Origin of the sequence: Autumnicola edwardsiae (assembly GCF_031846505.1) — a bacterium.
Lineage (GTDB): Bacteria > Bacteroidota > Bacteroidia > Flavobacteriales > Flavobacteriaceae > Autumnicola > Autumnicola edwardsiae.
The window spans coordinates 13,925-36,985 of record NZ_JAVRHP010000018.1; the positions used below are offsets into that span (position 1 = coordinate 13,925).

The 23,061-nt window shown below is 39.7% G+C and carries 19 protein-coding genes; 10 read left to right on the forward strand and 9 right to left on the reverse strand.

What is annotated here, in order from left to right:
• Nucleotides 1-3: 3 nt before the first annotated feature.
• The gene (locus tag RM529_RS05335; protein ID WP_311483717.1) at nucleotides 4-876 is read left to right on the forward strand and encodes a DMT family transporter; all 873 of its coding nucleotides are present in this window, start codon (nucleotides 4-6) and stop codon (nucleotides 874-876) included.
• Here RM529_RS05335 and RM529_RS05340 read toward each other — a convergent pair.
• Both RM529_RS05340 and panB read right to left on the reverse strand, forming a co-directional pair.
• Nucleotides 873-1,577, reverse strand: a complete 705-nt coding sequence (locus RM529_RS05340) for an RluA family pseudouridine synthase (RefSeq protein ID WP_311483718.1) — start codon at nucleotides 1,575-1,577, stop codon at nucleotides 873-875. The two genes, RM529_RS05335 and RM529_RS05340, sit on opposite strands and share 4 nt — an antisense overlap.
• 54 nt (nucleotides 1,578-1,631) lie before the next feature.
• Nucleotides 1,632-2,450 (reverse strand): 3-methyl-2-oxobutanoate hydroxymethyltransferase, encoded by an 819-nt coding sequence (gene panB, locus RM529_RS05345; protein ID WP_311483719.1) that lies wholly within the window; start codon nucleotides 2,448-2,450, stop codon nucleotides 1,632-1,634.
• Between the two features lie 128 nt (nucleotides 2,451-2,578).
• Here panB and RM529_RS05350 point away from each other — a divergent pair, with 128 nt between their 5' ends.
• Complete coding sequence (locus tag RM529_RS05350) at nucleotides 2,579-3,157, forward strand: nuclear transport factor 2 family protein (RefSeq protein ID WP_311483720.1); 579 nt, start codon at nucleotides 2,579-2,581, stop codon at nucleotides 3,155-3,157.
• Between the two features lie 648 nt (nucleotides 3,158-3,805).
• Here the strand turns inward: RM529_RS05350 and RM529_RS05355 are convergent.
• From RM529_RS05355 to RM529_RS05365, 3 genes are all read right to left on the reverse strand, one after another.
• Complete coding sequence (locus RM529_RS05355) at nucleotides 3,806-4,807, reverse strand: alcohol dehydrogenase (RefSeq protein WP_311483721.1); 1,002 nt, start codon at nucleotides 4,805-4,807, stop codon at nucleotides 3,806-3,808.
• A gap of 144 nt (nucleotides 4,808-4,951) precedes the next feature.
• Nucleotides 4,952-5,632, reverse strand: a complete 681-nt coding sequence (locus tag RM529_RS05360; RefSeq protein ID WP_311483722.1) for a CPBP family glutamic-type intramembrane protease — start codon at nucleotides 5,630-5,632, stop codon at nucleotides 4,952-4,954.
• 111 nt (nucleotides 5,633-5,743) lie between these two features.
• On the reverse strand, nucleotides 5,744-7,177 hold the full coding sequence (locus tag RM529_RS05365; RefSeq protein WP_311483723.1) for an L-serine ammonia-lyase: 1,434 nt from the start codon (nucleotides 7,175-7,177) through the stop codon (nucleotides 5,744-5,746).
• Between the two features lie 456 nt (nucleotides 7,178-7,633).
• Between RM529_RS05365 and dnaK the strand changes: the two genes are divergently transcribed.
• The 4 genes from dnaK to RM529_RS05385 all read left to right on the forward strand — a co-directional run bounded on the left by dnaK (nucleotide 7,634) and on the right by RM529_RS05385 (nucleotide 13,972).
• On the forward strand, nucleotides 7,634-9,565 hold the full coding sequence (gene dnaK / locus RM529_RS05370; protein WP_311483724.1) for a molecular chaperone DnaK: 1,932 nt from the start codon (nucleotides 7,634-7,636) through the stop codon (nucleotides 9,563-9,565).
• Nucleotides 9,566-9,885: 320 nt separating this feature from the next.
• Complete coding sequence (locus RM529_RS05375; protein ID WP_311483725.1) at nucleotides 9,886-10,272, forward strand: hypothetical protein; 387 nt, start codon at nucleotides 9,886-9,888, stop codon at nucleotides 10,270-10,272.
• Between the two features lie 191 nt (nucleotides 10,273-10,463).
• Nucleotides 10,464-12,044: a PhoX family protein gene (locus tag RM529_RS05380; RefSeq protein ID WP_311483726.1), complete on the forward strand. Its 1,581-nt coding sequence runs from the start codon at nucleotides 10,464-10,466 to the stop codon at nucleotides 12,042-12,044.
• A 68-nt stretch (nucleotides 12,045-12,112) separates the two neighbouring features.
• On the forward strand, nucleotides 12,113-13,972 hold the full coding sequence (locus RM529_RS05385) for a cytochrome-c peroxidase (protein ID WP_311483727.1): 1,860 nt from the start codon (nucleotides 12,113-12,115) through the stop codon (nucleotides 13,970-13,972).
• A gap of 62 nt (nucleotides 13,973-14,034) precedes the next feature.
• Here the strand turns inward: RM529_RS05385 and RM529_RS05390 are convergent, their stop codons facing one another.
• The 3 genes from RM529_RS05390 to RM529_RS05400 form a co-directional block, all read right to left on the reverse strand.
• Nucleotides 14,035-15,237 (reverse strand): porin, encoded by a 1,203-nt coding sequence (locus tag RM529_RS05390; protein ID WP_311483728.1) that lies wholly within the window; start codon nucleotides 15,235-15,237, stop codon nucleotides 14,035-14,037.
• A gap of 233 nt (nucleotides 15,238-15,470) precedes the next feature.
• Nucleotides 15,471-16,742, reverse strand: coding sequence for an Nramp family divalent metal transporter (locus tag RM529_RS05395; RefSeq protein WP_311483729.1), 1,272 nt, complete (start codon nucleotides 16,740-16,742; stop codon nucleotides 15,471-15,473).
• Nucleotides 16,743-16,798: 56 nt separating this feature from the next.
• Nucleotides 16,799-17,434, reverse strand: coding sequence for an alpha/beta hydrolase (locus RM529_RS05400; RefSeq protein WP_311483730.1), 636 nt, complete (start codon nucleotides 17,432-17,434; stop codon nucleotides 16,799-16,801).
• Nucleotides 17,435-17,482: 48 nt separating this feature from the next.
• On the opposite strand from RM529_RS05400, the gene RM529_RS05405 reads away from it, so the two are divergent.
• The 4 genes from RM529_RS05405 to RM529_RS05420 all read left to right on the forward strand — a co-directional run bounded on the left by RM529_RS05405 (nucleotide 17,483) and on the right by RM529_RS05420 (nucleotide 22,234).
• Nucleotides 17,483-17,911: a PaaI family thioesterase gene (locus tag RM529_RS05405; protein WP_311483731.1), complete on the forward strand. Its 429-nt coding sequence runs from the start codon at nucleotides 17,483-17,485 to the stop codon at nucleotides 17,909-17,911.
• The gene (locus RM529_RS05410) at nucleotides 17,904-19,067 is read left to right on the forward strand and encodes a chorismate-binding protein (RefSeq protein WP_311483732.1); all 1,164 of its coding nucleotides are present in this window, start codon (nucleotides 17,904-17,906) and stop codon (nucleotides 19,065-19,067) included. Before RM529_RS05405 ends, RM529_RS05410 begins: the two co-directional genes overlap by 8 nt.
• Before the next feature lie 71 nt (nucleotides 19,068-19,138).
• Nucleotides 19,139-20,872, forward strand: a complete 1,734-nt coding sequence (gene menD / locus RM529_RS05415; protein WP_311483733.1) for a 2-succinyl-5-enolpyruvyl-6-hydroxy-3-cyclohexene-1-carboxylic-acid synthase — start codon at nucleotides 19,139-19,141, stop codon at nucleotides 20,870-20,872.
• A gap of 519 nt (nucleotides 20,873-21,391) precedes the next feature.
• Nucleotides 21,392-22,234 carry a CvfB family protein gene (locus tag RM529_RS05420; RefSeq protein WP_311483734.1) on the forward strand — a complete coding sequence of 281 codons (843 nt, stop codon included), beginning with the start codon at nucleotides 21,392-21,394 and terminating at the stop codon, nucleotides 22,232-22,234.
• Here the strand turns inward: RM529_RS05420 and RM529_RS05425 are convergent.
• On the reverse strand, nucleotides 22,225-22,686 hold the full coding sequence (locus tag RM529_RS05425; RefSeq protein WP_311483735.1) for a hypothetical protein: 462 nt from the start codon (nucleotides 22,684-22,686) through the stop codon (nucleotides 22,225-22,227). The genes RM529_RS05420 and RM529_RS05425 overlap by 10 nt on opposite strands.
• Between the last annotated feature and the right edge of the window lie 375 nt (nucleotides 22,687-23,061).

Genomic DNA, 23,061 nt, shown 5'->3' on the forward strand with positions numbered 1-23,061 from the left:
AATTTGACTGTTAACAAGAGCCATTTAAAGCATATCCTTGAGCTTAATTTCGCAGTCGTGCTTATAAGCACTTCAGGGACTTTGGGCAGGTACATTACACTAGATCCTTTTGTTACCATTACCTTCCGGGCTATTCTGGCAGGCATTGTGTTGTACCTGTTCTGCAGGTTCAGGAAGTTCAAAATAAATATCGCCAACAAAAAGGATCTTTTTAAAGTAGTTGTTGGTGGATGTTTAATGGGAATACACTGGGTTACCTATTTCTATTCCCTCAGCCTCTCCAGCGTAGCGATTGGAATGTTGTCTATTTATACTTATCCCGTTATTACTACTTTTCTGGAACCTTTGCTGCTAAAGACCAGATTCAGCAAAATGCACCTGGGACTGGCAGTTCTGGTCCTTTTCGGGATTTATTTTCTGGTGCCGGAATTTAGTTTTGAAAATGATCAGACTTTGGCGGTGGCGTTTGGGGTGACTTCTGCGTTTTTTTATTCGCTCAGGAACCTTCTTATGAAACAGGAAGTAGAAAAATACAACGGATCGGTTTTGATGATGTATCAAATGATCATAATAACAATAATGTTGTCTCCTGTACTGTTCTTATTCGATCTTTCTGCAGTGCCTTCACAGTTGCCGCCAATCCTTGTTCTGGCAATCGTTACCACGTGTTTTGGGCATACCCTATTGCTCATAAGTTTTAGGAATTTTTCGGTAACTGCGGCAAGTATCATTAGTAGTGCGCAGCCGGTTTATGGAATTTTGCTGGGACTGTTGTTTTTAGGCGAATATCCCGCTGTAAACACAATTATTGGGGGTATCCTCATTGTTTTTGCGGTCTTTGCAGAAATTTTTAGAAGTATTAAAAGAGAGGCTTAAACGTTACAGGCGTCCCAGATTGCATCTGAAGGTGTGGGCGCAACGATATGCACCTCTTCTTTTTTTACTGGATGAATAAATTTTAATTCCCTTGCATGAAGATGAATACTCGCATCTTTATTACTGCGGTCAAAACCATACTTTAAATCTCCTTTTACAGAGCTGCCAATAGAAGATAACTGACTCCTTATTTGGTGATGGCGTCCGGTGTGCAAATCGATTTCCAGCAGGTAATAATTATCCAGTTCCTTTAAAACTTTATAATCCAGAATAGCCTTTTTACTATCAGGAACTTCTTTAATATGAGCGTAGGATTTGTTTTGTTTCGGGTTGCGCTTCATATAATGAACCAGCGTGTCCCTATCTTTTGGAGGCGGATTTTTTACCACCGCCCAATAGGTTTTACTGGCGTCTTTTTGCTGAAAAAGTTTGTTTAACCGCGGTAATGCCTTTGAAGTTTTAGAAAAAAGCACAATTCCGCTGGTGGGGCGGTCAAGCCGGTGAACTACGCCCAGGTACACCTTTCCGGGTTTGTTATATTTTTCCTTCAGATATGATTTTACGACTTCACTAAGCGGTTTGTCCCCTGTTTTATCCCCCTGCACAATATCTCCCGGCCGCTTATTCACCACAATTATATGATTATCTTCATATAACACCTGAAGATTGTTTTTTGTAGAGATTGTTTTTTCTGAATTCAATACTGGATAATTTCTTAAAAAATAATGCGGGTGCTTATAACTCCAAACTCCGAACTAATACTGTTCTTCATCTGAAGGGAAATTTTTACTCTTCACATCCTTAGTATAATTTTCAAAAGCACTGGTCATTTCAGCATGAAGGTCTGCGTAGCGCCTTAAAAACCGCGGATTAAATTCGTGCGTCATTCCCAGCATATCGTGAACTACTAAAACCTGTCCGTCCACACCATTTCCGGCACCAATTCCTATCACCGGGATGGTAAGGCTTTCTGCAACTTCTTTGGCTAATTTTGCAGGTACTTTTTCCAAAACAACAGCAAAACATCCTATTTTTTCGAGTAGCAAAGCATCAGACTTTAGCTTTTCAGCTTCCTGTTCCTCTTTTGCCCTCACGGTATAAGTTCCGAATTTGTAAATAGACTGCGGGGTAAGACCCAAATGCCCCATAACGGGAATTCCGGCGTGAAGAATCCTTTTAATCGAATCTTTTACTTCCTTCCCACCTTCCAGCTTTACAGCATGAGCACCGCTTTCCTTCATAATCCTAATAGCCGACCGAAGCGCCTCTTTAGGGTCACTTTGGTAACTTCCGAAGGGTAAATCTACAACTACCAAAGACCTGTTAATTGCCCTTACAACGCCAGATGCGTGATAAATCATTTGGTCCAGCGTAATAGGCAAGGTCGTTTCATAACCGGCCATTACATTGCTGGCCGAGTCGCCAACAAGAATAACGTCCACACCAGCTCCATCTACAATTTTTGCCATGCTGTAATCGTAAGCGGTTAACATGGCTATCTTTTCACCATTCGATTTCATGTCTACCAAAGACTTCACAGTGATCCTCTTATATTCCTTTTTTGCAACTGACATTAATCTCATTTTTAGTTCAAGTAAAAGTAGTAAATTAGTTGACCACCTTCCAAGCGATTTATGTGAAAGTAGGACGTCAATGAAGCGTTCTTACAGTAAAAATTGGTTGGAACTTAAATTAAATTTGTATGAAAAGCTTAGTTACAATCCTTTTTCTAATTTTCTTCGGAATAAATTTTACCCGGGCCCAGGAGGATACTATTTCTTCGGAATTGCAATCTGAAGAAGATTTAGAGGCACAAAACAAAGACGCTGCTGTGAAATTAGTTAAGGATTTCTTTGAAAAACTTCATGAGCAGGATACTGTGGCACTACGGAAATTTGCCCATCCGGATATTGTGATGAGATCTGTTGCGATAGACACTGCAGGTAATACTACAGTAAACGCTTCTGCATATTCCGAATTTTTAAAATCTATTGCTTCCATACCTAGAACTACAAACTTTGAAGAGCGGCTTCATTCCATAGCTGTTCATGCTTCCGGAGAGCTGGCAAGTGTATTAACACCATATTCAGTTTATGTAAACGAACAACTGCGGCATTGTGGGGTAAATTCTTTTCAGCTTATAAAAGTAGGAGAGGAGTACAAGATCATTTATTTGATGGATACCCGTAAAAAAGAGGGCTGTGCAGAATTTGAAGCTCAGGAAAGGCAGGAAGGCGAAACAAAAACGGTTATTGATGAAGTTCCAAAATGGGAAAATTAAGATTTTTGATTTCTGAACCTTCATTTATAGCTGGATGTTTGGTCTAAAGGTCATAACATGGAAATGGCAATTTTCGGCCTATTGTTGGCTGAATTAATCTTCTAAATTCTTTTTAGGGTCAGCACCAATCCTCACAGGTTTTCAAAACCTGTGAGGATTCTCTGCTAATAAATAGAGAGACGTCCATAATGACAATCTTCCTTTGTAGTAATAACCAGGAGGGGCAGGATTCCTGCGAGGTTTTAAAAACCTCGTAGGTCTGTTTAATTTCAGATCGTTTAAGGAAGGTATGAAGAAAAAACTATACCTACAAGGTCAAAAAAAGACCTTGCAGGATAGTAACTGCATTCCTATCTCGCTATATTAAATAGAAAGATGCATCCCAAATGTCAATTATCGCTTTTAAAAATAAACAGGAGAGGCGGGATTCCTGTGAGGTTTTCAGAACCTCGTAGGTCTGTTTGATTTCAGATCATATGAGAAAGCGCCAGGAGAAAATTATACCTACAATATCCAAAAAGGCATTGCTCAAAATGCCAGTTTTCGACCTGTAGTATAAAGAAAGGCTGTGCAAAAAATTCGCACAGCCTGTTTCAATACTGAAAAATTTAAAGATGAAGAATGCTCTTCTTCTGATTTTTCTTTAGTCTATGGTTTTAAAACAACCCTAAAACGAGCTTTGTTGTTGATCATTTTATCGTAAGCTTCATTTACTTTATCTAATGGAAATTCCTCTATCATAGGAGTGGTTCCACTTAGAGCACTAAAATTGAGTGTGTCTTCAGAATCCATAGCGGTACCGCTGGCCCAACCGGCTGCTGTTTTTCGTCCCATTAATAGTTGCATTGGGGATACTTCTACAGGTTCGCCTGTGGCGGCAACCATTACAATTTTTCCGTTAATTCCAATCCCGTCAATAACTGAACTTATAGCTTTGCTGCTTGGGGCAGTAGCCAGGATTAAATCGGCGCCGCCTAATTTTTGAAGTTCTTCTGCAGCATCTTTTTCTTTTGCATTAATAAAATGATGTGCGCCCAGTTCTTTTGCCAGCTCCTTTTTGTCGTCACTGGTAGAAATGGCAACAGTTCTCATACCCATCTTGGCAGCGTACTGAACAGCCAAATGCCCAAGACCGCCAATTCCCTGCACGGCCACAGTGTCTCCTGCGGAAACTCCTGCATTTCTTATAGCATTAAAAACGGTAATTCCCGCACATAATAAGGGCGCAGCATCTGCTGACGATAAATCGTCGGGGATGCTGGCCACGGCTTCGTGGGGGGCAGTCATATACTCAGCGTAGCCACCGTCGTAGGAGATTCCGCTGATTTTAGCATTCTCACAGTTGATAAAATCTCCGCGGCGACATGGTTGGCAGGTAAAACAATGGCCGCCATGCCATCCAACACCAACCCGTTGTCCTTTTTTCCATTTAGTTACGCGTTCGCCGACTTCTTCAACAATTCCCACTACTTCATGGCCCGGAACGCGGGGATAATCTATAGGGAAAATGCCTTCTTTTACAATAGCGTCGCTATGGCAAATTCCGCAGGCTTCAACTTTAATTAGAATTTCATTTTCTTTTGGAGAGGGTTTATCGATATCTACAACAACAAAATCGCCTCCTTTTTCTTTTACTTGTACAGCTTTCATAGTTTATTTTTTTGATGAACTAATACATAATTGATTTTCAGCAAAACTGAAAACCTGCTGAAAAGAGATGAGTTTCCTCATTTTTTCAGCAGGCAATAAGGTACAAAAAACGAAAAGCTTCTGTTTTAATCGTTTGTTAAATGCTTAAAACATTTTAGGAATAAATAAGAAAAGGATAATACTGTTGTTCATGGTATGCATGGCAATTGGCCAGATGAGACTATTATTTTCAATTTTAATTTTTCCGAAGAAAAAACCTGCGATAATCCGGGGGAAAATGAGCAGAAACAGTGGCAGGTTTACTTCAAAAGCCGGAACGTAATTATAGATGTGGACGAGGCCAAAAATTAAGGAGCTAAGGAACCAGACATGCCGATATGCGGAAGTGAGCATTTTACAAAGCCTGTGCAAAGGTTTTTGAGGAATTATTGCTTTTAGAAACAGAAAAATAAGTACTCCCGCAAAGGAGCATAAAAAGAAACTTATTAGCCAGTGAACTTCTTGCGGAATAAGAAAGGTACCTGTTATGATAAGAGTTGTGGTGAGAAAAAAAAGGATGTTGTTTTTAGAGGGTTTTACCAGACTCCTAAAAATCCCTTCTTCCAGGACCGGAGCTACAATTAAAGCCATAACGGCAAATCTTAGCGGACTCTCATCCAGCATTTTAAAAAGTTCTGTCTGTTGGTATTGGTCTAAATCGAGGTTTGGGAATGAAGAGGTTAAAATGCCCAATATCGCGAAAAAGGCAAAATAGCAGCCAATCATAAATCCGTAATTACGAAACAGGTTTTTGAGCTTTTCAGAAAAACTTTTGGGCTGAACCAATTTTGCGGAAATTAGTTGTTAAAAAATCTGAATGTAAATGTACTGTTTTGATAATTTTCAACAAGACAGAAAAATAGTCTTACAGATCTTTACAGGAAAACTGCTTAAAGTTTAACAGTCGCTCATGTTCACTTTTACCGCCAGTCCGCCCTCTGAAGTTTCTTTATACTTAGAATTCATGTCTTTTGCGGTTTCCCACATAGTTTCTATAACTTTGTCCAGAGGTACTTTTGCTTTACTGGCATCACTTTCCAGAGCCATTTCGGCAGCGTTTATTGCTTTTATGGCACCCATGGCGTTTCGCTCTATGCAGGGCACCTGCACCAAGCCACCAATAGGATCACAAGTGAGTCCAAGATGATGTTCCATAGAAATTTCAGCGGCCATGAGCACCTGTTCCGGTGAGCCGCCGAGAAGTTCTGTTAACCCCGCTGCGGCCATAGCCGAAGAAACACCAATTTCGGCCTGGCACCCGCCCATTGCTGCAGAAATTGTGGCTCCTTTTTTAAACAGGCTGCCAATTTCACCGGCAACCAGCATAAAGCGCTTTAAATCTTCAAAAGTAGCATTGTGATTTTCAATAACCATATAATACATCATCACGGCGGGTACCGTGCCGGCACTTCCGTTGGTGGGAGCGGTCACCACACGGCCAAGGGATGCGTTTACTTCATTTACACTCAGCGCGAAACAACTCACCCATTTCAAAATTTCACGGAATTTGACCTCGGTGTTTCTAATTACCTCAATCCATTCTTCGGGAGAATCGTAATTTCCTTCCTGGATAAGGCGCTGGTGCATTTCGAAGGCGCGGCGTTTTACATTGAGTCCGCCGGGAAGGGTACCCTCGGTATGGCAGCCAATATACATGGATTCCAGCATTACGTTCCATATTTTACGTAATCCCGAATCAATTTCTTCTTCAGAACGTAAGGATTTCTCGTTTTCCAGGACGATGTCTGAAATTCTTTTATTTTCGGCTTTACAATATTCCTGAAGTTCGGTGGCCTTTTCTATAGGAAAGGGAAAGCCTTTGAAATTCTGCATTTGTTTTTTAGCATTCTTCCTTTCCTTTTTCACCACAAACCCGCCTCCGATAGAGTAAAAGGAGGAGGCTGTTTTTTTACCATTATCGAGCTGCGCACGGAAGGTCATCCCGTTAGGATGAAATTCCAGGAATTTACGATTGAATTTCACATTGGTTTCCCAGGTAAAATTAATTTCCTTTTCACCGTTTAATTTCAGAATTTTCTGCGCTTTTATCTTTTCGATTTCGCTGTTGATAATGCTAATATCCATAGTAACGGGGTCGTGTCCGCATAACCCTAAAACTGTAGCTACATCTGTAGCATGTCCTTTTCCCGTGAGGGATAATGATCCGTAGAGGTCTATATGAATGTTTTCTACTGCCTGAAATATTTCTTTCTGCTTGAGTTCGGCAATCCATCTTTGTGCGGCCCGCCATGGTCCAAGGGTGTGGGAGCTGGAAGGACCAACTCCTATTTTGAGCATGTCAAAAACACTAACTATTTCTCTTTTTCGCATTCTAAGGTAGAATTTTTGCAAAAATACAAATCTAAAGTGGCATTAGCGCTTGTTCTATAAGAATATTAGGAGTAGTAGAAGGTTTTATTGAAGAATTTGAAAATGTGCTAATTTGAAAATGGAAAATGATAGAAGTGAAGAGTGGAAAGTGGAGAGTTCGAATCTGGGCTGAACCACCGAAATTCTGCTCAGTACTCTCCCTTTGATTCCTTGACTCATTAACTTTTCACTTTTCGACTTTTCACTTTCCCACTAAAAATGCATTAGGGATAGGAGCGGCATCCGCGAATTTTTCTTCGCGGATACAGCGGATAGCCCGGCCCGTAATGAAATGGGGGAATGCCATTATAATTAAAGTAATTCTGACATCCTGTCATAACTTTTCCGCTGGCATAAAGATTGACTTTAACTGATCGAGAAATTGAAACAATAACATAAAAATCAACGTATAAAGTTATGAGTAAAATAATTGGAATTGACTTAGGTACGACCAACTCTTGCGTTGCCGTAATGGAAGGTAACGAACCAACGGTTATACCTAATGCCGAAGGAAAAAGAACTACACCTTCTGTAATTGCATTTGTAGAGGGTGGCGAAATAAAAGTAGGGGATCCTGCAAAACGTCAGGCTGTAACCAACCCACAAAAAACCATTTCGTCTATTAAGCGTTTTATGGGAAATAAATTTTCTGAATCTGAAAGAGAAGCAGGAAGGGTTCCTTATAAAGTAGTAAAAGGAGATAATGACACTCCGCGTGTAGATGTGGACGGAAGAAAATATACTCCGCAGGAACTTTCTGCAATGGTACTTCAGAAAATGAAGAAAACCGCAGAAGATTATCTTGGACAGGACGTAACCGAAGCGGTAATTACCGTGCCAGCTTACTTTAACGATTCCCAGCGTCAGGCTACAAAAGAAGCCGGGGAAATCGCCGGACTAAAAGTTAGCCGAATTATAAACGAGCCAACCGCGGCAGCACTTGCTTACGGACTGGATAAAAAATCCCAGGATCAGAAAATTGCTGTTTATGACCTTGGTGGTGGTACCTTTGATATTTCTATTCTTGAATTAGGAGACGGAGTTTTTGAAGTACTTTCTACTAACGGTGATACGCACCTTGGGGGTGATGATTTTGATGAGGTTCTGATAGATTATCTTGCAGATACTTTCCAGAAAGCGGAAGATATCGACTTGAGAAAAGATCCAATGGCGCTACAGCGTTTAAAAGAAGCTGCTGAAAAGGCAAAAATCGAGTTGTCTTCTTCAAGTCAGACAGAAATCAACCTGCCTTATGTAACTGCAACTTCCAGCGGACCTAAGCACCTGGTGGAAACCATTAGCCGTTCTAAGTTTGAGCAATTAGCTTCAGAACTGGTAACCCGTTCTATGGAGCCGGTTAAAAAGGCACTTAATGATGCAGGACTTTCCAAAAGTGATATTGATGAGGTGATCTTAGTTGGTGGTTCTACACGTATTCCTAAAATTCAGGAAGAAGTAGAGGCATTCTTTGGAAAAAAACCCTCTAAAGGAGTAAACCCAGATGAGGTTGTGGCAATTGGAGCTGCTATCCAGGGTGGTGTACTTACAGGAGATGTAAAAGATGTATTGCTTCTTGATGTTACTCCGCTTTCTTTAGGTATTGAAACAATGGGTGGTGTGAATACAAAGCTTATTGAATCTAACACGACAATCCCGACTAAAAAATCACAGACATTCTCTACCGCGGCAGATAATCAGCCTTCTGTAGAAATCCATGTGTTGCAGGGTGAGCGTCCAATGGCGACAGATAATAAAACAATTGGTAGATTCCATTTAGACGGAATTCCACCAGCGCCAAGAGGAACTCCTCAAATTGAAGTGACCTTTGATATTGATGCCAACGGTATCATTAAAGTAAGCGCGACAGATAAAGCTACAGGAAAATCTCAGGATATCAGGATCGAGGCTTCTTCAGGATTAACCGAAGAGGAAATCGAGAAAATGAAGAAAGAGGCCGAAGCTAATGCTGAAACCGATAAGAAAGCGAAAGAGAAAGTTGATAAGCTGAATGAAGCCGATGCTATGATCTTCCAGACTGAAAAGCAACTGAAAGAATTTGGTGATAAGATTTCTGAAGATAAGAAAAAGCCTGTTGAAGATGCACTTGCAGAGCTTAAGACAGCTTACGAAACCAAAGAGCTTGAGCAAATCTCTCCTGCTTTGGATAAATTGAACGAAGCCTGGAAAACAGCTTCTGAAGAAATGTACAAAGCACAAGCCGAAGCCCAGGGCGGACAACCAGGCGGACCTGAACAAGGTGCGACCGGAGCCCAGGGAGGACAAGCCGGAGGCGGTGAGTCTAAAGGCGGAGACGATGTAGAAGATGTAGATTTTGAAGAGGTGAAATAAATCCCCCTCCTAAATCCTCCCCCGAAGGGGGAGGACCTCTAAAAGCAAAAGTGCAATCTCCCGATAATTATCGGGCTTGATTGCGCTTTTTTTGTTTTTTAGACGCAACCATTCAGGAATTCTAGCATCTATTATATAAACACATATAATTATGAAAAAGATTACTTTCTTCCTTTTATTTTCAGTAATAATGTGTTATTAGTAAGAAAATCGACAGTTTAAGTTAGGGAGTAATTCTAATATTGGTTTGTTGTTTACAAGAGAACATCCAGGCAATATTACTGTAACACTTATAATAATATCATAAACCATATAGCCTTATGAAGAAAATATTGATTTTAATAATTGCGATTACTACATTAAATAGTTGCTCAAATGATGACGACAGCGGCAATCAATCTGAAATAGAAATTCGATTATCGAATACTAGTCAGGTCGATTTTAGAAATGTTATAGTAAATACTTCAAATGAATATGTAGAGTTTGGAGATATAGATACCGGGCAAACTACAGAATACAAAATATTCGAAACCGCCTACAGATATGCTTTTATTGAACTGGAAATAGATGGAGAAACATACACTATACAGCCAATAGATTACGTAGGAGAAACACCTCTCGAAAATGGTAAATACACCTATCAAATTGATGCGAACGACTCCCAGACACGATATGGGAAGTTAAATTTGACATTCGTCGAGGAGTAAAAAAAATAGTTTATAAATACTTTTAATAGATAATGCTTGATTCTAAGCTATTTAAGCTTGTCTACTAACACAGGCTTAACCTTCGTGACTTTAAGTTGAGTTTTTATTAATCTAAGCACTAAAATGAGTTAACGCACATGATCATGGTGGCGGGTAGTTTTGTTAAAACAATAAACTATAAACCAAAAGCCATGAAAAACATGCAGAAACTGATTTTTAAAATTTTTATTTTTTCTATTGTAGTGACATTTTTTAATGCCTGTGAAGTAGAAGACGGGATTGATGGAGTAGACGGAAGGGACGGAGTAGATGGTGTGGATGGAAGAGACGGAGTTGACGGACAGGATGGTGAAGACGGTGAAGACGGGGAGGATCTCGTTAATCAGGCGGGTATTTTTGAAAACAAGTCCAGTGTAGATCCTCTTGTAGCGTTTGCTCCTCAATTCAATTTCGTTAAAGCTTACTCTTTGTTAAGTACTCCAGATGTGGTTGGAGAAAATTTCCAACTTGCTGGTTCTGCAGATGGGGCAGGTTTTCTAAAGGATGGTGACGGTTATATGTATGTGGTAAATTGCGAAGACAGTTATGCCGTTGCAAGGATTCATCTTGATGAGAATTTTAATCCGATATCGGGTGATTATTTATTGAATTCGGGTGTTTCAGATTATGCAAGACAGTGTTCTGCAACGATGTGGGAAGCTGCAGTACATGGCGGCAGTAGGGATTTATTTCTTTCTGCTTCCGAAAGTTTACATTATGATGTAAAAGGCATCGATCCATGGGTGGAAACTCCTACTCCAAATGCCGATTTTGGACTGGATGCGCTTGGAGAATTTTCCTGGGAAAATGCAGTGCCGCTTCCTCAAAATTCTTATGCCGGTAAAACGGTAGTTATTGGTGGAGACGATGATTCCAGCAATTCTGAAGGACAGGTTGTTCTTTATTATTCTGAAAATGGAGATGCCGACCTTGAGAACGGGAAGGTATATGTATTAAAAACAAAGGAAATTTCCAACGGGGAAGGTGGTGTGCAGGAAGCTGCTGAAGGCGAAATTTACAATGAAGCCAGTTTTGATCGTGGTATTTCTTATGAAGTGGAGTTTGTAGAAATCGAAAATGCTGCCGATATGACCAAAGATGAAGTGGAAGCTGCAAGCAACGAGGTTTTAGCAACTCACTTTATGAGGGTTGAAGATGTAGATTACCAGAAAGGATCTGATGAAAACGGCAGAAATGTATTTTTTGCAGTTACAGGCCGTGGCCCAGGTGCCGGAACGTACAACGATTGGGGAACTGTTTACAAACTGGAACTGGATGCCGATTCTCCTTTAACTGGAAAATTGACCCAGATTGTTAGTGGAAATACCGATACTAATAACATGGACGGAAATTTAGCTGCGTTGCAGAGCCCTGATAACATTTGTGTAACTGAAAATTTTGTGTACATACAGGAAGATCCTAATTCATTTAGCCGGGGGCATGCTGCTCAAATTTATCAGAGTGACTTAAACGGGAATAACATTAATAAAGTACTGGAACTTATTGTGAGACAGGACCTGGCTCCCGATAACAGTACAGGCTTAAGCGGGGAGTTTGGTTCTCTTATAGATGTATCAGACAAAGTTGGAATTCCGGGAACTTTTATTCTTGCCTTACAACCACATTACTGGCAAAGGGAAGAGTACAAAGCTCTTGATGGTCATGATTTTTCTGAAGTTTATGAAGATGACCAGGCTTCACAACTTGTTATCCTACAAGGTTTACCAAGATAATTTTTAAAAATATGAAATTAAAACCTCCGCAATAGTTGCGGGGGTTTTATGCTTTAATCACTAATATTATGATGAAAAAGAACTTTCTGCTGTTGTTGCTTTTAACTCTAGTTTTTTCTTCCTGTAAACAGAAAGGAGAGTATGAGGATATTGCTTCGGTTTCCGAAAATACCAGTGAGGTAACTTGGGATAAGGCACAGCAATTTTATCTTGAGAGTATAAATAATTCCATAGCGTACCTGCAAGAACTTGAAAAAAAGGGTGCTCATGATGAGCGTTCAAAACAGATTTTTATAAAAGCACGGCAGGAATTTAAAAAAGCGGAACCCTATGCTTCTTATCTAAATCCTCCCGTGGGCCATAGAGTAAATGGGCCGGCTTTACCAGTATTTCTGGATGACAATGGCAGAACAATGCCGCCGGTAGGACTTCAGAAAATAGAAGAAAGCATCTATGATGGGGGAGTGTCTGAAGTGGAATTTTTATCCGAACTGGAAGTGACCAAAGGATTAATGCTGGCCCTGAAGGAGAATATACAAAAAAGGGAATTAAATCCTGAACGTTTTTTTATCGCTACGCATCAGCAGCTTTTAAGGATAATAAGCTTATCAATTTCAGGATTTGATACGCCGGTGAGCCATTTGGGATTTGATGAAAGCATTGTTTCTTTGCAAAGTCTGCTAGAGGTTTATAACAAGAGCATTTCAGGAATTATTAAGGAGAAGAACAGTAGTCTTGATACCGAATTCAGGAAAAATATTGCTGCAGCAATTTCCTTTATTGAAAAAGACAGGAATTTTGAAACTTTTGACAGGTTTACCTTTATCAGTGATTTTATGAACCCTGTTACCGCCAGCTGGGTCGCCATTAGAAAAGAGAGCGGCCTGTGGGAAGGAACAGATAATAAACCTTTTAATTTTGATGCACCTACCTTTTTTGAAGAAGACTCTTTCAACGTGAAATATTTTATGCCTGCTGTTAACAGGAACTATTCTGAACAACAAATTGCCCTGGGAGAAAAATTGTTTTTTGATAAGAACCTTTCTGATAACAAGAAGATGGCCTGCGCTACCTGCCATATTCCGGAGAAAGCCTATGCAGATGGTTTGGTGGCGAATCTTGATAATCTCGGCAAAAACCTTCAACGCAATACCCCAACATTAATAAATGCTGCTTTTCAACAGAACTTTTTCTGGGACGGGCGTTCAGAAAACCTTATGGATCAAATTTCTTCGGTTTTTACAAACGAAAAGGAATTTAATACCGGGGTGCACCAGTTTTCAGAAGATATTCTCCAGGACCCCAAATATCAACCTATGTTGCGTGAGGCTTTTGGGCAAATATCGAGCAGGAATACCGATATAGTAAAAGCACTTTCAGCTTATATTTCCAGTCTGGTGGCATTTAATTCAAAATTTGACCGGAATATAAGGGGCGAAGAAAACACTTTTACTGCGGAAGAGAAACATGGTTTTAACCTGTTTATGGGGAAAGCATTATGCGCCACCTGCCACTTTGTTCCACTTACTAATGGTACAGTGCCGCCATTTTTTTCAGAAACGGAAAGGGAAGTAATTGGTGTTCCTGAAACTGCTGAAAATCTACAACTGGACGATGATGCCGGATTTTACTGGATGTATGAGGCAGATCTTCACAAAGGCATGTTCAAGACCCCAACCGTGAGAAATTCAGCATTAACCGCGCCTTACATGCATAACGGAGTTTACGCCACTTTAGAGGAGGTTATGGATTTTTATAATTCCGGTGGGGGAGCAGGATCAGGTTTTGATCTGCCGCACCAAACCCTGCCTTTTGACGAGCTTAATTTAACTGAAGAAGAAAAAAATGCATTGGTAGCTTATTTAAAAACACTTTCAGATACAGAAATTTCTAAAGCTGAAAGCCAGCATCTGATTGTGAACCACTAAATTCATAAAAAGCGTAGTCTATTTCTTCAGAAAATAATTGACTGCGCTTTTTTCTCAGAAGATTAAAAATGAACGTCCACCTGCAGCCTGTACATTAAGCCGTCTTCAGCATCCTCCTGAAAGTTATTAAAGCTAAGATCGGTTTGTACCTTTAATTTATGGCCAACAATATATTTGGATAGTCCTAAGGTATATTGCTTTTCAATTCCTTGGTTAAAATACCTGTTTTCAAGATCTATTCCTGTGTAGCGCCCAACAATTTCATAATTATTTTTAAAAACATAACCTGCCTGTACATTAAAGCCATCCCCAACCTGCACGATTTCACCTGTGGGAGTGCCATCAGAATTTACCGCTACAGGATCATCGGCTGTACGACTGGCCGCTTCCGCCAGTATATTAAAGCCACGGTACTTAAACATCAAATCCAGGAAATAAGTATTGATGTCCGTATTATAAAATCCTTCATCATTAATAATATAAGATCCTGCTACAGATCGTGTTTTTACAGCATCATTATTAAAGCTATAACTTGCGCCAATTGCCAATTTTGGCGACTGTTCACGCTCAAGATCGGCTCCTGAATAATCATTAAAATCCCCAAAAGGTAGAATCTCGGCCCTGGCCACAAAATGATGGCCTCCAAAATTTCCTGAGGTTACATTTCGTCCTTCCCCCTGCGAAATAGAAACGGCCTCTCTAAAAAGAACATTTTCACCCATATAAAAAAAGTGATGCAACTGTATTCCCGTTTCCCGGTCAATATTAAATCGGCTGTTCACCAGGGAACGGTCTACCGTTTGCATATTGGCTGAAGAAATGAGTCTCTCCAGGTTACCGGGTAATTTCGTTTGGCCCAGCCAAAGCTCAAAATTCTTATAAAAATTCCAGAAAATCACGGCATCCAGGATATACCTTGGCGCATTTCCGGTATATTCTGAAGCTCCGGAAATATCGTTGTTGGACAATCCAAGTTCAATTTTATATTTCAGTTTGGGAGAATAAGCGAACCCTGAAAACTTTAAACGTGCCCTCCTGATGAGCATGTTAGAATTACCATTTTTGAGGCTGTAGTTTTCGGGAAAATCCCATTCACTGGTATAGAGTGACTGGAAACGTGCAGCAAACTTGAGGCTATAAGAATTATCTTTTGCGGTGATGTTTAAAAGGCCGTTGCCAAATTTGTTTTCTACAGGTTCCTGTGCGAAAATACAGGTAGAAGTGACCAGCCATAAGGCCAGCACCAACTGCCATTGGTATTTCATTATCTTTTAGTTTTTGTCGCTGCAAATATAGAAAATTCAAAAAAATAGGGGCAGGCTTACAGAATATTTAAGAATAAAGCCGCCCTGGATGGGCGGCTCTTTCATAAATCAAGTCGACAAAAACTAAAGATTTTATGAAATGCTTTACAGAAAATAAAGCACCACAAAACTGCTAAATGCAATTAAAGGAGATATTAATTTAAAATTAAGGAATGGTTAATTGATTTCTCAAATTAGAGAAAAGAATAGTAAATATAAATAAAGTTAAAAAGCACCAGGAATACAAAACAGATCATACTAAAAATCCTGTAATTTCTTTTCGGTTTATGCTTTAGAGGCATTTGTTTTCCCGTAACAAGTTTGTAGTTAAACCAGGCAAGGAATGGAGCAGATAAAAATGAAAGGCCGGCGGCAAAATCTACCAGTATTGTAAAGGAACCGGAGAGAAAAAACAAAATACAAAGCGACAGCCCCGGAATGGCAAATATCGATACCTGGTAAATTTTCCATTTCTCCTTTTTATCCTGAGACAGATTCTTTTCCGGATTTTTTAATTCTGAAATCACTCTTGGGTAAGCATCAGTTACCGTAAGCACCGTACTCAGCATTGTGACAAAAGCAGCCACAGAAATTATTGGTTTGCTCCAGTCACCTAAAGTTCTTCCGTAGAGTTCTACCAGTTGCGCAGAAAACGCTACACTATTACTGGAAAAAGAAGTGCCGCTGCCAAACATTACCAGTACGCCCAGCAGGAAGAATAAGAGTCCGATAAATGCCGCAGAAAGATAGCCGACATTAAAATCGGCAAAAGCACCTCTAACTGAAAGTTTCTGTTTGGTCTGGACAGCTTTTTCTTTCGTCCAGATGCTGTGCCAAACAGAAGCATCTAAAGGTATAGGCATCCATCCCATAAACGCAATTACAAAGCCGATACTTGCAGTAGTCCAGAGAGAAGGAGCTTCAGTAGTAATCGCATTTTCTACTGTTCCCGCACCAAAAGCCATTACCACAGCAGCAAGAGTGGCAATTGTTAAAAGGCTTACAATAATTTTCATGCTCTTATCCAACCCGGGATATTTTCCAATAAGCAGCAGCGCAATACAGGAACCCAGGATCACAAAACTCCATATAAACGGAGACCACCCAAAATTAAAAAGTCTTTCCGCAAGGCCCGCGGTAACTATGGTCACCGCTGCCTGGATAATAAACATGCTTCCTATAGTAATGATAATATAAATCCAGTAAGGAAAGCGCCCCAAATTTTTATAACCCGAAATAAGATGCTCCCCAGTCGCGGCGGCATATCGTGGGCCAAATTCCAGGAATGGATATTTTGAAATGCAGGCGATAATCAATGCCCAAATCAGGATAAAACCATAATCGGCTCCTGCACGGGTAGCCTGGACAAGATGAGAAACTCCAATTGCCGCACCTGCCAGTAAAAAACCCGGGCCAATGCTTTTTAAAAGCGAAGACTTTTTAGCTGAAGAAGATTCTTGATTCATTTAAACCGGACTCGATTTGCTCATATTCCTGAAAAACCAGGAAGATTATTACCAAATTAAGCAAATTTGGAGATTAATTCCTGATTTACTTCGTGTCCTCCATCAAAGGTTAGAATTTCCAGGTTGTTCGGAAATAAAGTCCGCAGATGTTTTTCTTCAATATCGATAATTGCCTTTTTCAGGTATTCATCTTCAGTTCCATAAATAAAGGAAAAATTCGTGTTATTCAGAAAAGCGAAATCTTCAGGTTTTAATTCTGAAGGGACTTTCCCCGAATGCATAATCAGTCGGTCGCATTTAATTTTCTTTCTGGCAACCCAGCGTGCAGCAACCGAAACTCCCTGGGAATAACCGAGAATTGTCAAATTTGGAACCTCGCTTAAATTTTCAGCTTTATATACTTCATCTAAATAATTAAGGGCGTTTTCTATTTCAGCTTCAGTGTTTTCCTTTGTTAACCACGAAGCGCCAACATGCTTATAGTCATTTTTCAGATAATATTTAGATTGTGCCTGTGGGGCGATAATGTAATTTTCTTCCGCGTTTAAATGAGTAAAATGCCGCAGGAAATACCGGCTCAAATAGCCAATTCCATGGCAAACCAGCCAAACATTTTTTATTTTTGAGGTAAACTTATTCAACACGGTATAGGTATTGGTGATCTGGTAAGAAAGCTGCTTTTCTGTGCTCATTTTTAAGGTGTGGTTTTGTATTTTTACAAAGAAACCAATCTTATTGCTATGACCAAAGAGGAAATTCTTGAGCTTTCTAAAAAAGTGTGTAAAAATACACTAATGGAAACCCTTGATATTGAATTTACTGAAGTTGGGGATAATTATCTTATCGCGAAAATGCCCGTTACTGCAAAAGTGCATCAGCCGGATGGGGTGCTGCATGGTGGTGCCAGTGTGGCGCTTGCTGAAAGCGTGGGCAGCATGGCCAGCTATGTATTTCTGAATACTGATGAATTTTTTGTACGCGGAATTGAAATTTCTGCTAATCATCTTAAAAGTATTTCTGAAGGTTTTGTGTATGCAAAAGCTTCATTTATCCATAAAGGGCGCACCACTCAACTTTGGAACATCAGAATAACCGATGAGGATGAAAACCTGATTTCTTTAGTAAAACTTACTACCATAGCACTACCCAAAAAGAAGCAGCATGATTAAGGATGATTTTTTCACAATCCTGGAGGAGCAGCTGGATAAAAAATTTCCATTTGTAGCTTATCGCAAGCCAATGGAAGAAGGAAAAAGAGAGGAAACTAAAGCTTTGCTACAGCAGGATGCTATCACCCATAGAGTAAAAGATTTTTCAGAGAGTGGCTTTATTTTTGCCCCTTTTGAGGAGCAGAAAAAGGCTTTGATAATTCCTTCAGAGGCTTCGAAGGAGATTTCTACAGAATATATTTTTGAAGAAGATCATAAAAACGTAAAAAAAGAGGAACCGCCTTTTCCGCCAAATCAGTTGAGAAAACTGGAGCGGGTGGAGCATGAAAGTCTGGTGCAAAAAGCTGTTGATACTATTAAAAAGGGCAAACTGCTGAAAGTCGTTATTTCAAGAACTGAAAGTGTACAGACGCAACTGAAAGTGATTGAAATTTTCAAAAATATTCTCAAAAGGTACAATTCGGCTTTTGTTTATCTCTGGTTTCATCCTGAAACCGGGATCTGGATGGGGGCAACTCCTGAAACCCTTGTCTCTGTAGAAAGGAACAGGTTTAAAACCATGGCGCTGGCAGGAACACAATCCTTTCACCAATCTGTAGATGTAGAATGGGAAGCGAAAGATAAAGAAGAACAGCAAATCGTGACCGATTATATCATAGATCGCTTACAAAAATCAGATTTTATTTCAGCAGAAAAACTTCGGGTTTCTGAAGCCTATACCGCCAAAGCGGGAAACCTGTTGCACCTTCGTACAGATATTGAAGGAAATTTGAAAGCAGGTGTTTCCGGTTTAAAAGAATTGATTGGCATTTTGCACCCAACTCCGGCTGTATGTGGCCTTCCAAAGGATAATGCGAGGAATTTTATTTTAGAAAATGAAGGATACGACCGTAAGTTTTATTCCGGTTTTCTGGGAGAGTTGAATTTAAAGAAAGAGACCAAGCGCAACAGTAACCGCAGAAACCAGGAAAATCAGGCATATGCCAGTATTTCCAGGAGCACTTCTCTTTTTGTTAATTTGCGCTGCATGAAAATTAAGGAAGGCATGGCTGAACTTTTTATTGGAGGCGGCGTTACCAAAGATTCCAATCCTTCCCTGGAATGGGAAGAAACCGTAAACAAAGCGCATACCATGAAATCTATTTTGGTGAAATAAAAAAAACGTTGTAAAGTCCTGACAGGTTTTTAAAACCTGTCAGGACTGAAAAAGAAAATAGAAAAAAATCTGTGAAATACTCTAAAATTCCTGTAGCACGTTCCATAGTAAGTCTTTGCGTGTCTAAAAATATAAATCATGTAGTTATTTCTCCTGGTTCCAGGAATGCGCCGCTTACTATAGGCTTTACCCACCATCCTCAAATTAATGCGTATAGTATTGTAGATGAGCGTTGTGCAGCTTTTTATGCCCTGGGAATGGCGCAGCAACTGCAAAAACCGGTAGCGCTGGTATGTACTTCGGGATCGGCGTTGTTAAATTATTATCCTGCGATTGCCGAGGCCTTTTACAGTGATATTCCGTTGGTGGTGATTTCAGCAGACCGGCCGGTGGAGCGTATAGATATTGGAGATGGGCAAACTATCCGGCAGAAAAATGTTTTTGAGAATCATATTCTTTATTCTGCAAATCTTTATTCTGAAATTGTCCTGGAAACTGAAGCGACCGATAAAAAACTTCAGCAAAAACAGTTTGAATCCCAAAAACATAATGAGCGCGAAATTAATCTTGCGCTCAACCGGGCGATAGAGGAGAAGGGGCCGGTGCATATAAATGTGCCTTTTTATGAGCCGCTTTATGACGCGGTGGAAAATGTAGAGGTGAATCCGCTGCAGATTTTGCCGGAAATTAAAGAGCGGACTTATTCTGAAAATCAGCTAAAAGCTTATGCCGATTTATGGAATAAAGCGAAGCGAAAAATGATTATTGTTGGGGTGGCGCAGCCTAATGTTGTAGAACAGCAGTTTTTGGAAAAACTGGCTCAGGATCCATCGGTTATTGTTTTTACTGAAACGACTTCTAACCTTAATCACCCGGAATTTTTTACAAGGATAGACACCATCATAGGGCCTATTGAAAAGGATGAAAACCGGGAAGCTCTTTTCAGGGAACTTCAGCCTGATATTCTGCTCACTTTCGGTGGGATGATTGTTTCAAAGAAGATAAAGGCTTTTCTGCGAAATTATAATCCGCAGCAGCACTGGCATGTAGATCCTAAAAAAGCATACAATACCTTCTTTTGCCTGAACAAGCATTTTGAAGTTTCGGTGAATTCATTTTTCAGTAATTTCTTTCCGCTAATACAAGATGTGGAGAGTAATTATGCCAGGTTCTGGAAAGATATTAAACAGAAACGGCAGGCACGACATGAGGAATATATGGATGAAATTCCTTATTCAGATCTAAAAGCCATGCAATATATTGTTCCGCAAATGCCGGAAAATTACATCCTGCATCTTGGGAACAGCTCCACCATTCGCTATGCCCAATTGTTTAAGTGGAAGGAGAGCCTTCGCATTTTCTGTAACCGGGGTACCAGCGGAATTGACGGTAGTATTTCTACAGCTGTGGGTGCTGCAAGTGTGAACGCAGAGCCAACTTTGGTGATTTCCGGGGACCTGAGTTTTTTCTATGACAGTAATGCGTTGTGGAATAATTATATTCCTTCAAATTTCAGGATTGTTGTGCTGAATAACGGCGGCGGCGGAATCTTCAGAATTTTACCGGGCAATAAGAATTCTGAAAATTTTGATACCTATTTTGAAACCACTCATAACCTGAAAGCAAAATCCTTGTGCGAAATGTACAGTTTTGAATATGAGTCCGCATCTTCTTCCGAAGAAACCGAAGAAGCAATGAAGCATTTCTTTAAAGCTTCAGAAAGGCCGAAATTGTTGGAAATTTTTACTCCGCGCAAAATAAATGATGAAGTTTTGCTGGAATATTTCAGTTTTATGAGAGGGTAGTGGTTAGTAAAACATCTAGACTCGGTGACATTATACAGGCAAGAAACAAGAAACAAGAAACAAGAAACAAGGAGCAAAGCAGTGAAGGAGTGAAGTTCAATGCTGTTAGACGAAGAGAGACTTAAAATTGACAATTTTCGACCTGTAGTTACCATGAATGACCAATGAAATTTATCTCTCAAAAAAAAGGGATCCCGCAGATTTCGCTGATTTTCGCAGATGTATCATCTATTTTAGTTTTCTAGCTCCTTAACTCTTTAACTTCTTTCAAAGTTAGATTCTAAAAATGACAATTTTCGACTTAGAGCTTTTCGCTTGCTTCACCACGGATACACGAATAAAAAATAGCTCTCCCAAAATAAAAATGGCTCCCGCAGATTTCGCTGATTTTCGCAGATGCCAATATGGTTTTTACTTTTTTACTTTTTCACTTCTTAACTCTTTTACTTCTTTCAATCACTTACCGCTTTTTCGCCAGTGCAAAAAATATATCCTACCTTTGCAAAATAAATTAGAAGTATGCTTAGAATTGGCGAACACCACGTCCTTACGATAGACAGGGAAACAGAACCCGGTTTATTCCTTCGCGATGACGATGGGAATGACGTTTTGCTTCCGAATAAATATATTCCGGAGCAATTTGAGCTTGAAGATGAAATTAAAGTTTTTGTCTACCTGGATCATGAAGAGCGGCCCGTGGCAACTACTTTAAATCCGCTTATAAAACTTGATGAATTCGCCATGCTGAAGTGCGTTGAGGTGACGGATTTTGGGGCCTTTTTAGATTGGGGATTGGAAAAGCACCTTTTTGTCCCTTTTAAGGAGCAGGTTTATCCTATGACCATAGGCAGCCGATATTTGGTGTTTTGTTACCTGGACCTTGAGACCGATCGACTGGTAGCTTCAAGCAAAGTGCATGCTTTTCTAGATAATTCTGAATTGACTGTTGAGCCTTTTGAAGAGGTAGACCTTATTATTAGCAATAAAACAGATTTGGGTTACAATGTAATCGTTAATGAGATCCACCTTGGGCTGATTTATAAAGATGATATTTTTCAACAAATAAATGTTGGGGATCGTTTAAAGGGATTTGTAAAGAAAACCAGGCCCGATGGAAAAATCGATATTACGCTGCAACGCCCGGGTTATAGAAGTATTGAGCCTAATGCGCAGCTTATTCTGGATGAGTTGGAACGAAATAATGGTTATTTACCAGTTACCGATAAGTCTGATCCCAAAGAAATACAGCGCATCCTGGAAATGAGTAAAAAAAGCTTTAAAAGAGCTGCCGGAACATTGTATAAGCAGCGACGTATTGAAATTAAAGACGACGGAATTTATCTTCAGGAAGTTCAGAAATAGATTCGGCGAAAATTGTTATAATGAGGATTGGAGGGATTTCCGTACCTCAGATAATTAGAACGACCATAATTCCTGTAAAGAGGATTGGAGTAAAAGGCGTCCTGTTGAAAATTCACATTATCGTTCTCTCTCTGCCCAGTAATTTCTATCGCTTTTTTCTCTTTTTGAGGTATACGTAGATCAATATCTACTGTATGAGGCCTTTGATCTTTTGTTTTGGCAAGAACCGCCCTTAAGTCTACATTCTTTTTCTCGTAAGGGTCCTTGTTTAAAAATTCGCCGCTAGGGAGGTAAAATTTCTTTTCTTCCACCCAGCTGAATCCTACTTCAAGTAAAGCAGATTTTACTTCGCGCCTGGAAATCTCAAAATCTTCAGGATCCCAATATTCCTGTGCATTTGAAGTGTAAATGCTCATCGACACAATAAATAACAACAGAAAGCGGATTTTCATTATTTGAATTTTCAGTAAAATATCAAAAACGATGCTAAACTAAAAGTATTGGCTAAAATAATGATAAATTGTTTAAAACCTGAAGTTCGTTTTTGTCATTTTGGAGCAGTCAGGAACGGCTTTAGAATTAGTTTAAAGTTTGTTGTGGGTCGTCTGGTGATGGCTTTGGGCCACGAATACACGAATGCTTAATTGAAATGAGTTTCAGCATTATGAAAATCCTGGGTTTTTAAGCCAATGTCTGAAAATAGCAATTTTCGGTCTTGAATATACAAATGTTTAAGTTATTGGTGTATTCGTGGCTAGTTTTTGAAAAGAGTAAGGAATATTATAAAGACTATACTCAAAATTGACAATTATCGACTTTTAGTTTTC

Excerpts from the sequence above, each read along its gene's own strand:
- panB (WP_311483719.1), bottom strand. The coding sequence starts at position 2,450 with ATGTCAGTTGCAAAAAAGGAATATAAGAGGATCACTGTGAAGTCTTTG.
- RM529_RS05350 (WP_311483720.1), top strand. The coding sequence starts at position 2,579 with ATGAAAAGCTTAGTTACAATCCTTTTTCTAATTTTCTTCGGAATAAAT.
- RM529_RS05355 (WP_311483721.1), bottom strand. The coding sequence starts at position 4,807 with ATGAAAGCTGTACAAGTAAAAGAAAAAGGAGGCGATTTTGTTGTTGTA.
- RM529_RS05365 (WP_311483723.1), bottom strand. The coding sequence starts at position 7,177 with ATGCGAAAAAGAGAAATAGTTAGTGTTTTTGACATGCTCAAAATAGGA.
- dnaK (WP_311483724.1), top strand. The coding sequence starts at position 7,634 with ATGAGTAAAATAATTGGAATTGACTTAGGTACGACCAACTCTTGCGTT.
- RM529_RS05375 (WP_311483725.1), top strand. The coding sequence starts at position 9,886 with ATGAAGAAAATATTGATTTTAATAATTGCGATTACTACATTAAATAGT.
- RM529_RS05380 (WP_311483726.1), top strand. The coding sequence starts at position 10,464 with ATGAAAAACATGCAGAAACTGATTTTTAAAATTTTTATTTTTTCTATT.
- RM529_RS05385 (WP_311483727.1), top strand. The coding sequence starts at position 12,113 with ATGATGAAAAAGAACTTTCTGCTGTTGTTGCTTTTAACTCTAGTTTTT.
- RM529_RS05390 (WP_311483728.1), bottom strand. The coding sequence starts at position 15,237 with ATGAAATACCAATGGCAGTTGGTGCTGGCCTTATGGCTGGTCACTTCT.
- RM529_RS05395 (WP_311483729.1), bottom strand. The coding sequence starts at position 16,742 with ATGAATCAAGAATCTTCTTCAGCTAAAAAGTCTTCGCTTTTAAAAAGC.
- RM529_RS05400 (WP_311483730.1), bottom strand. The coding sequence starts at position 17,434 with ATGAGCACAGAAAAGCAGCTTTCTTACCAGATCACCAATACCTATACC.
- RM529_RS05405 (WP_311483731.1), top strand. The coding sequence starts at position 17,483 with ATGACCAAAGAGGAAATTCTTGAGCTTTCTAAAAAAGTGTGTAAAAAT.
- RM529_RS05410 (WP_311483732.1), top strand. The coding sequence starts at position 17,904 with ATGATTAAGGATGATTTTTTCACAATCCTGGAGGAGCAGCTGGATAAA.
- RM529_RS05420 (WP_311483734.1), top strand. The coding sequence starts at position 21,392 with ATGCTTAGAATTGGCGAACACCACGTCCTTACGATAGACAGGGAAACA.
- RM529_RS05425 (WP_311483735.1), bottom strand. The coding sequence starts at position 22,686 with ATGAAAATCCGCTTTCTGTTGTTATTTATTGTGTCGATGAGCATTTAC.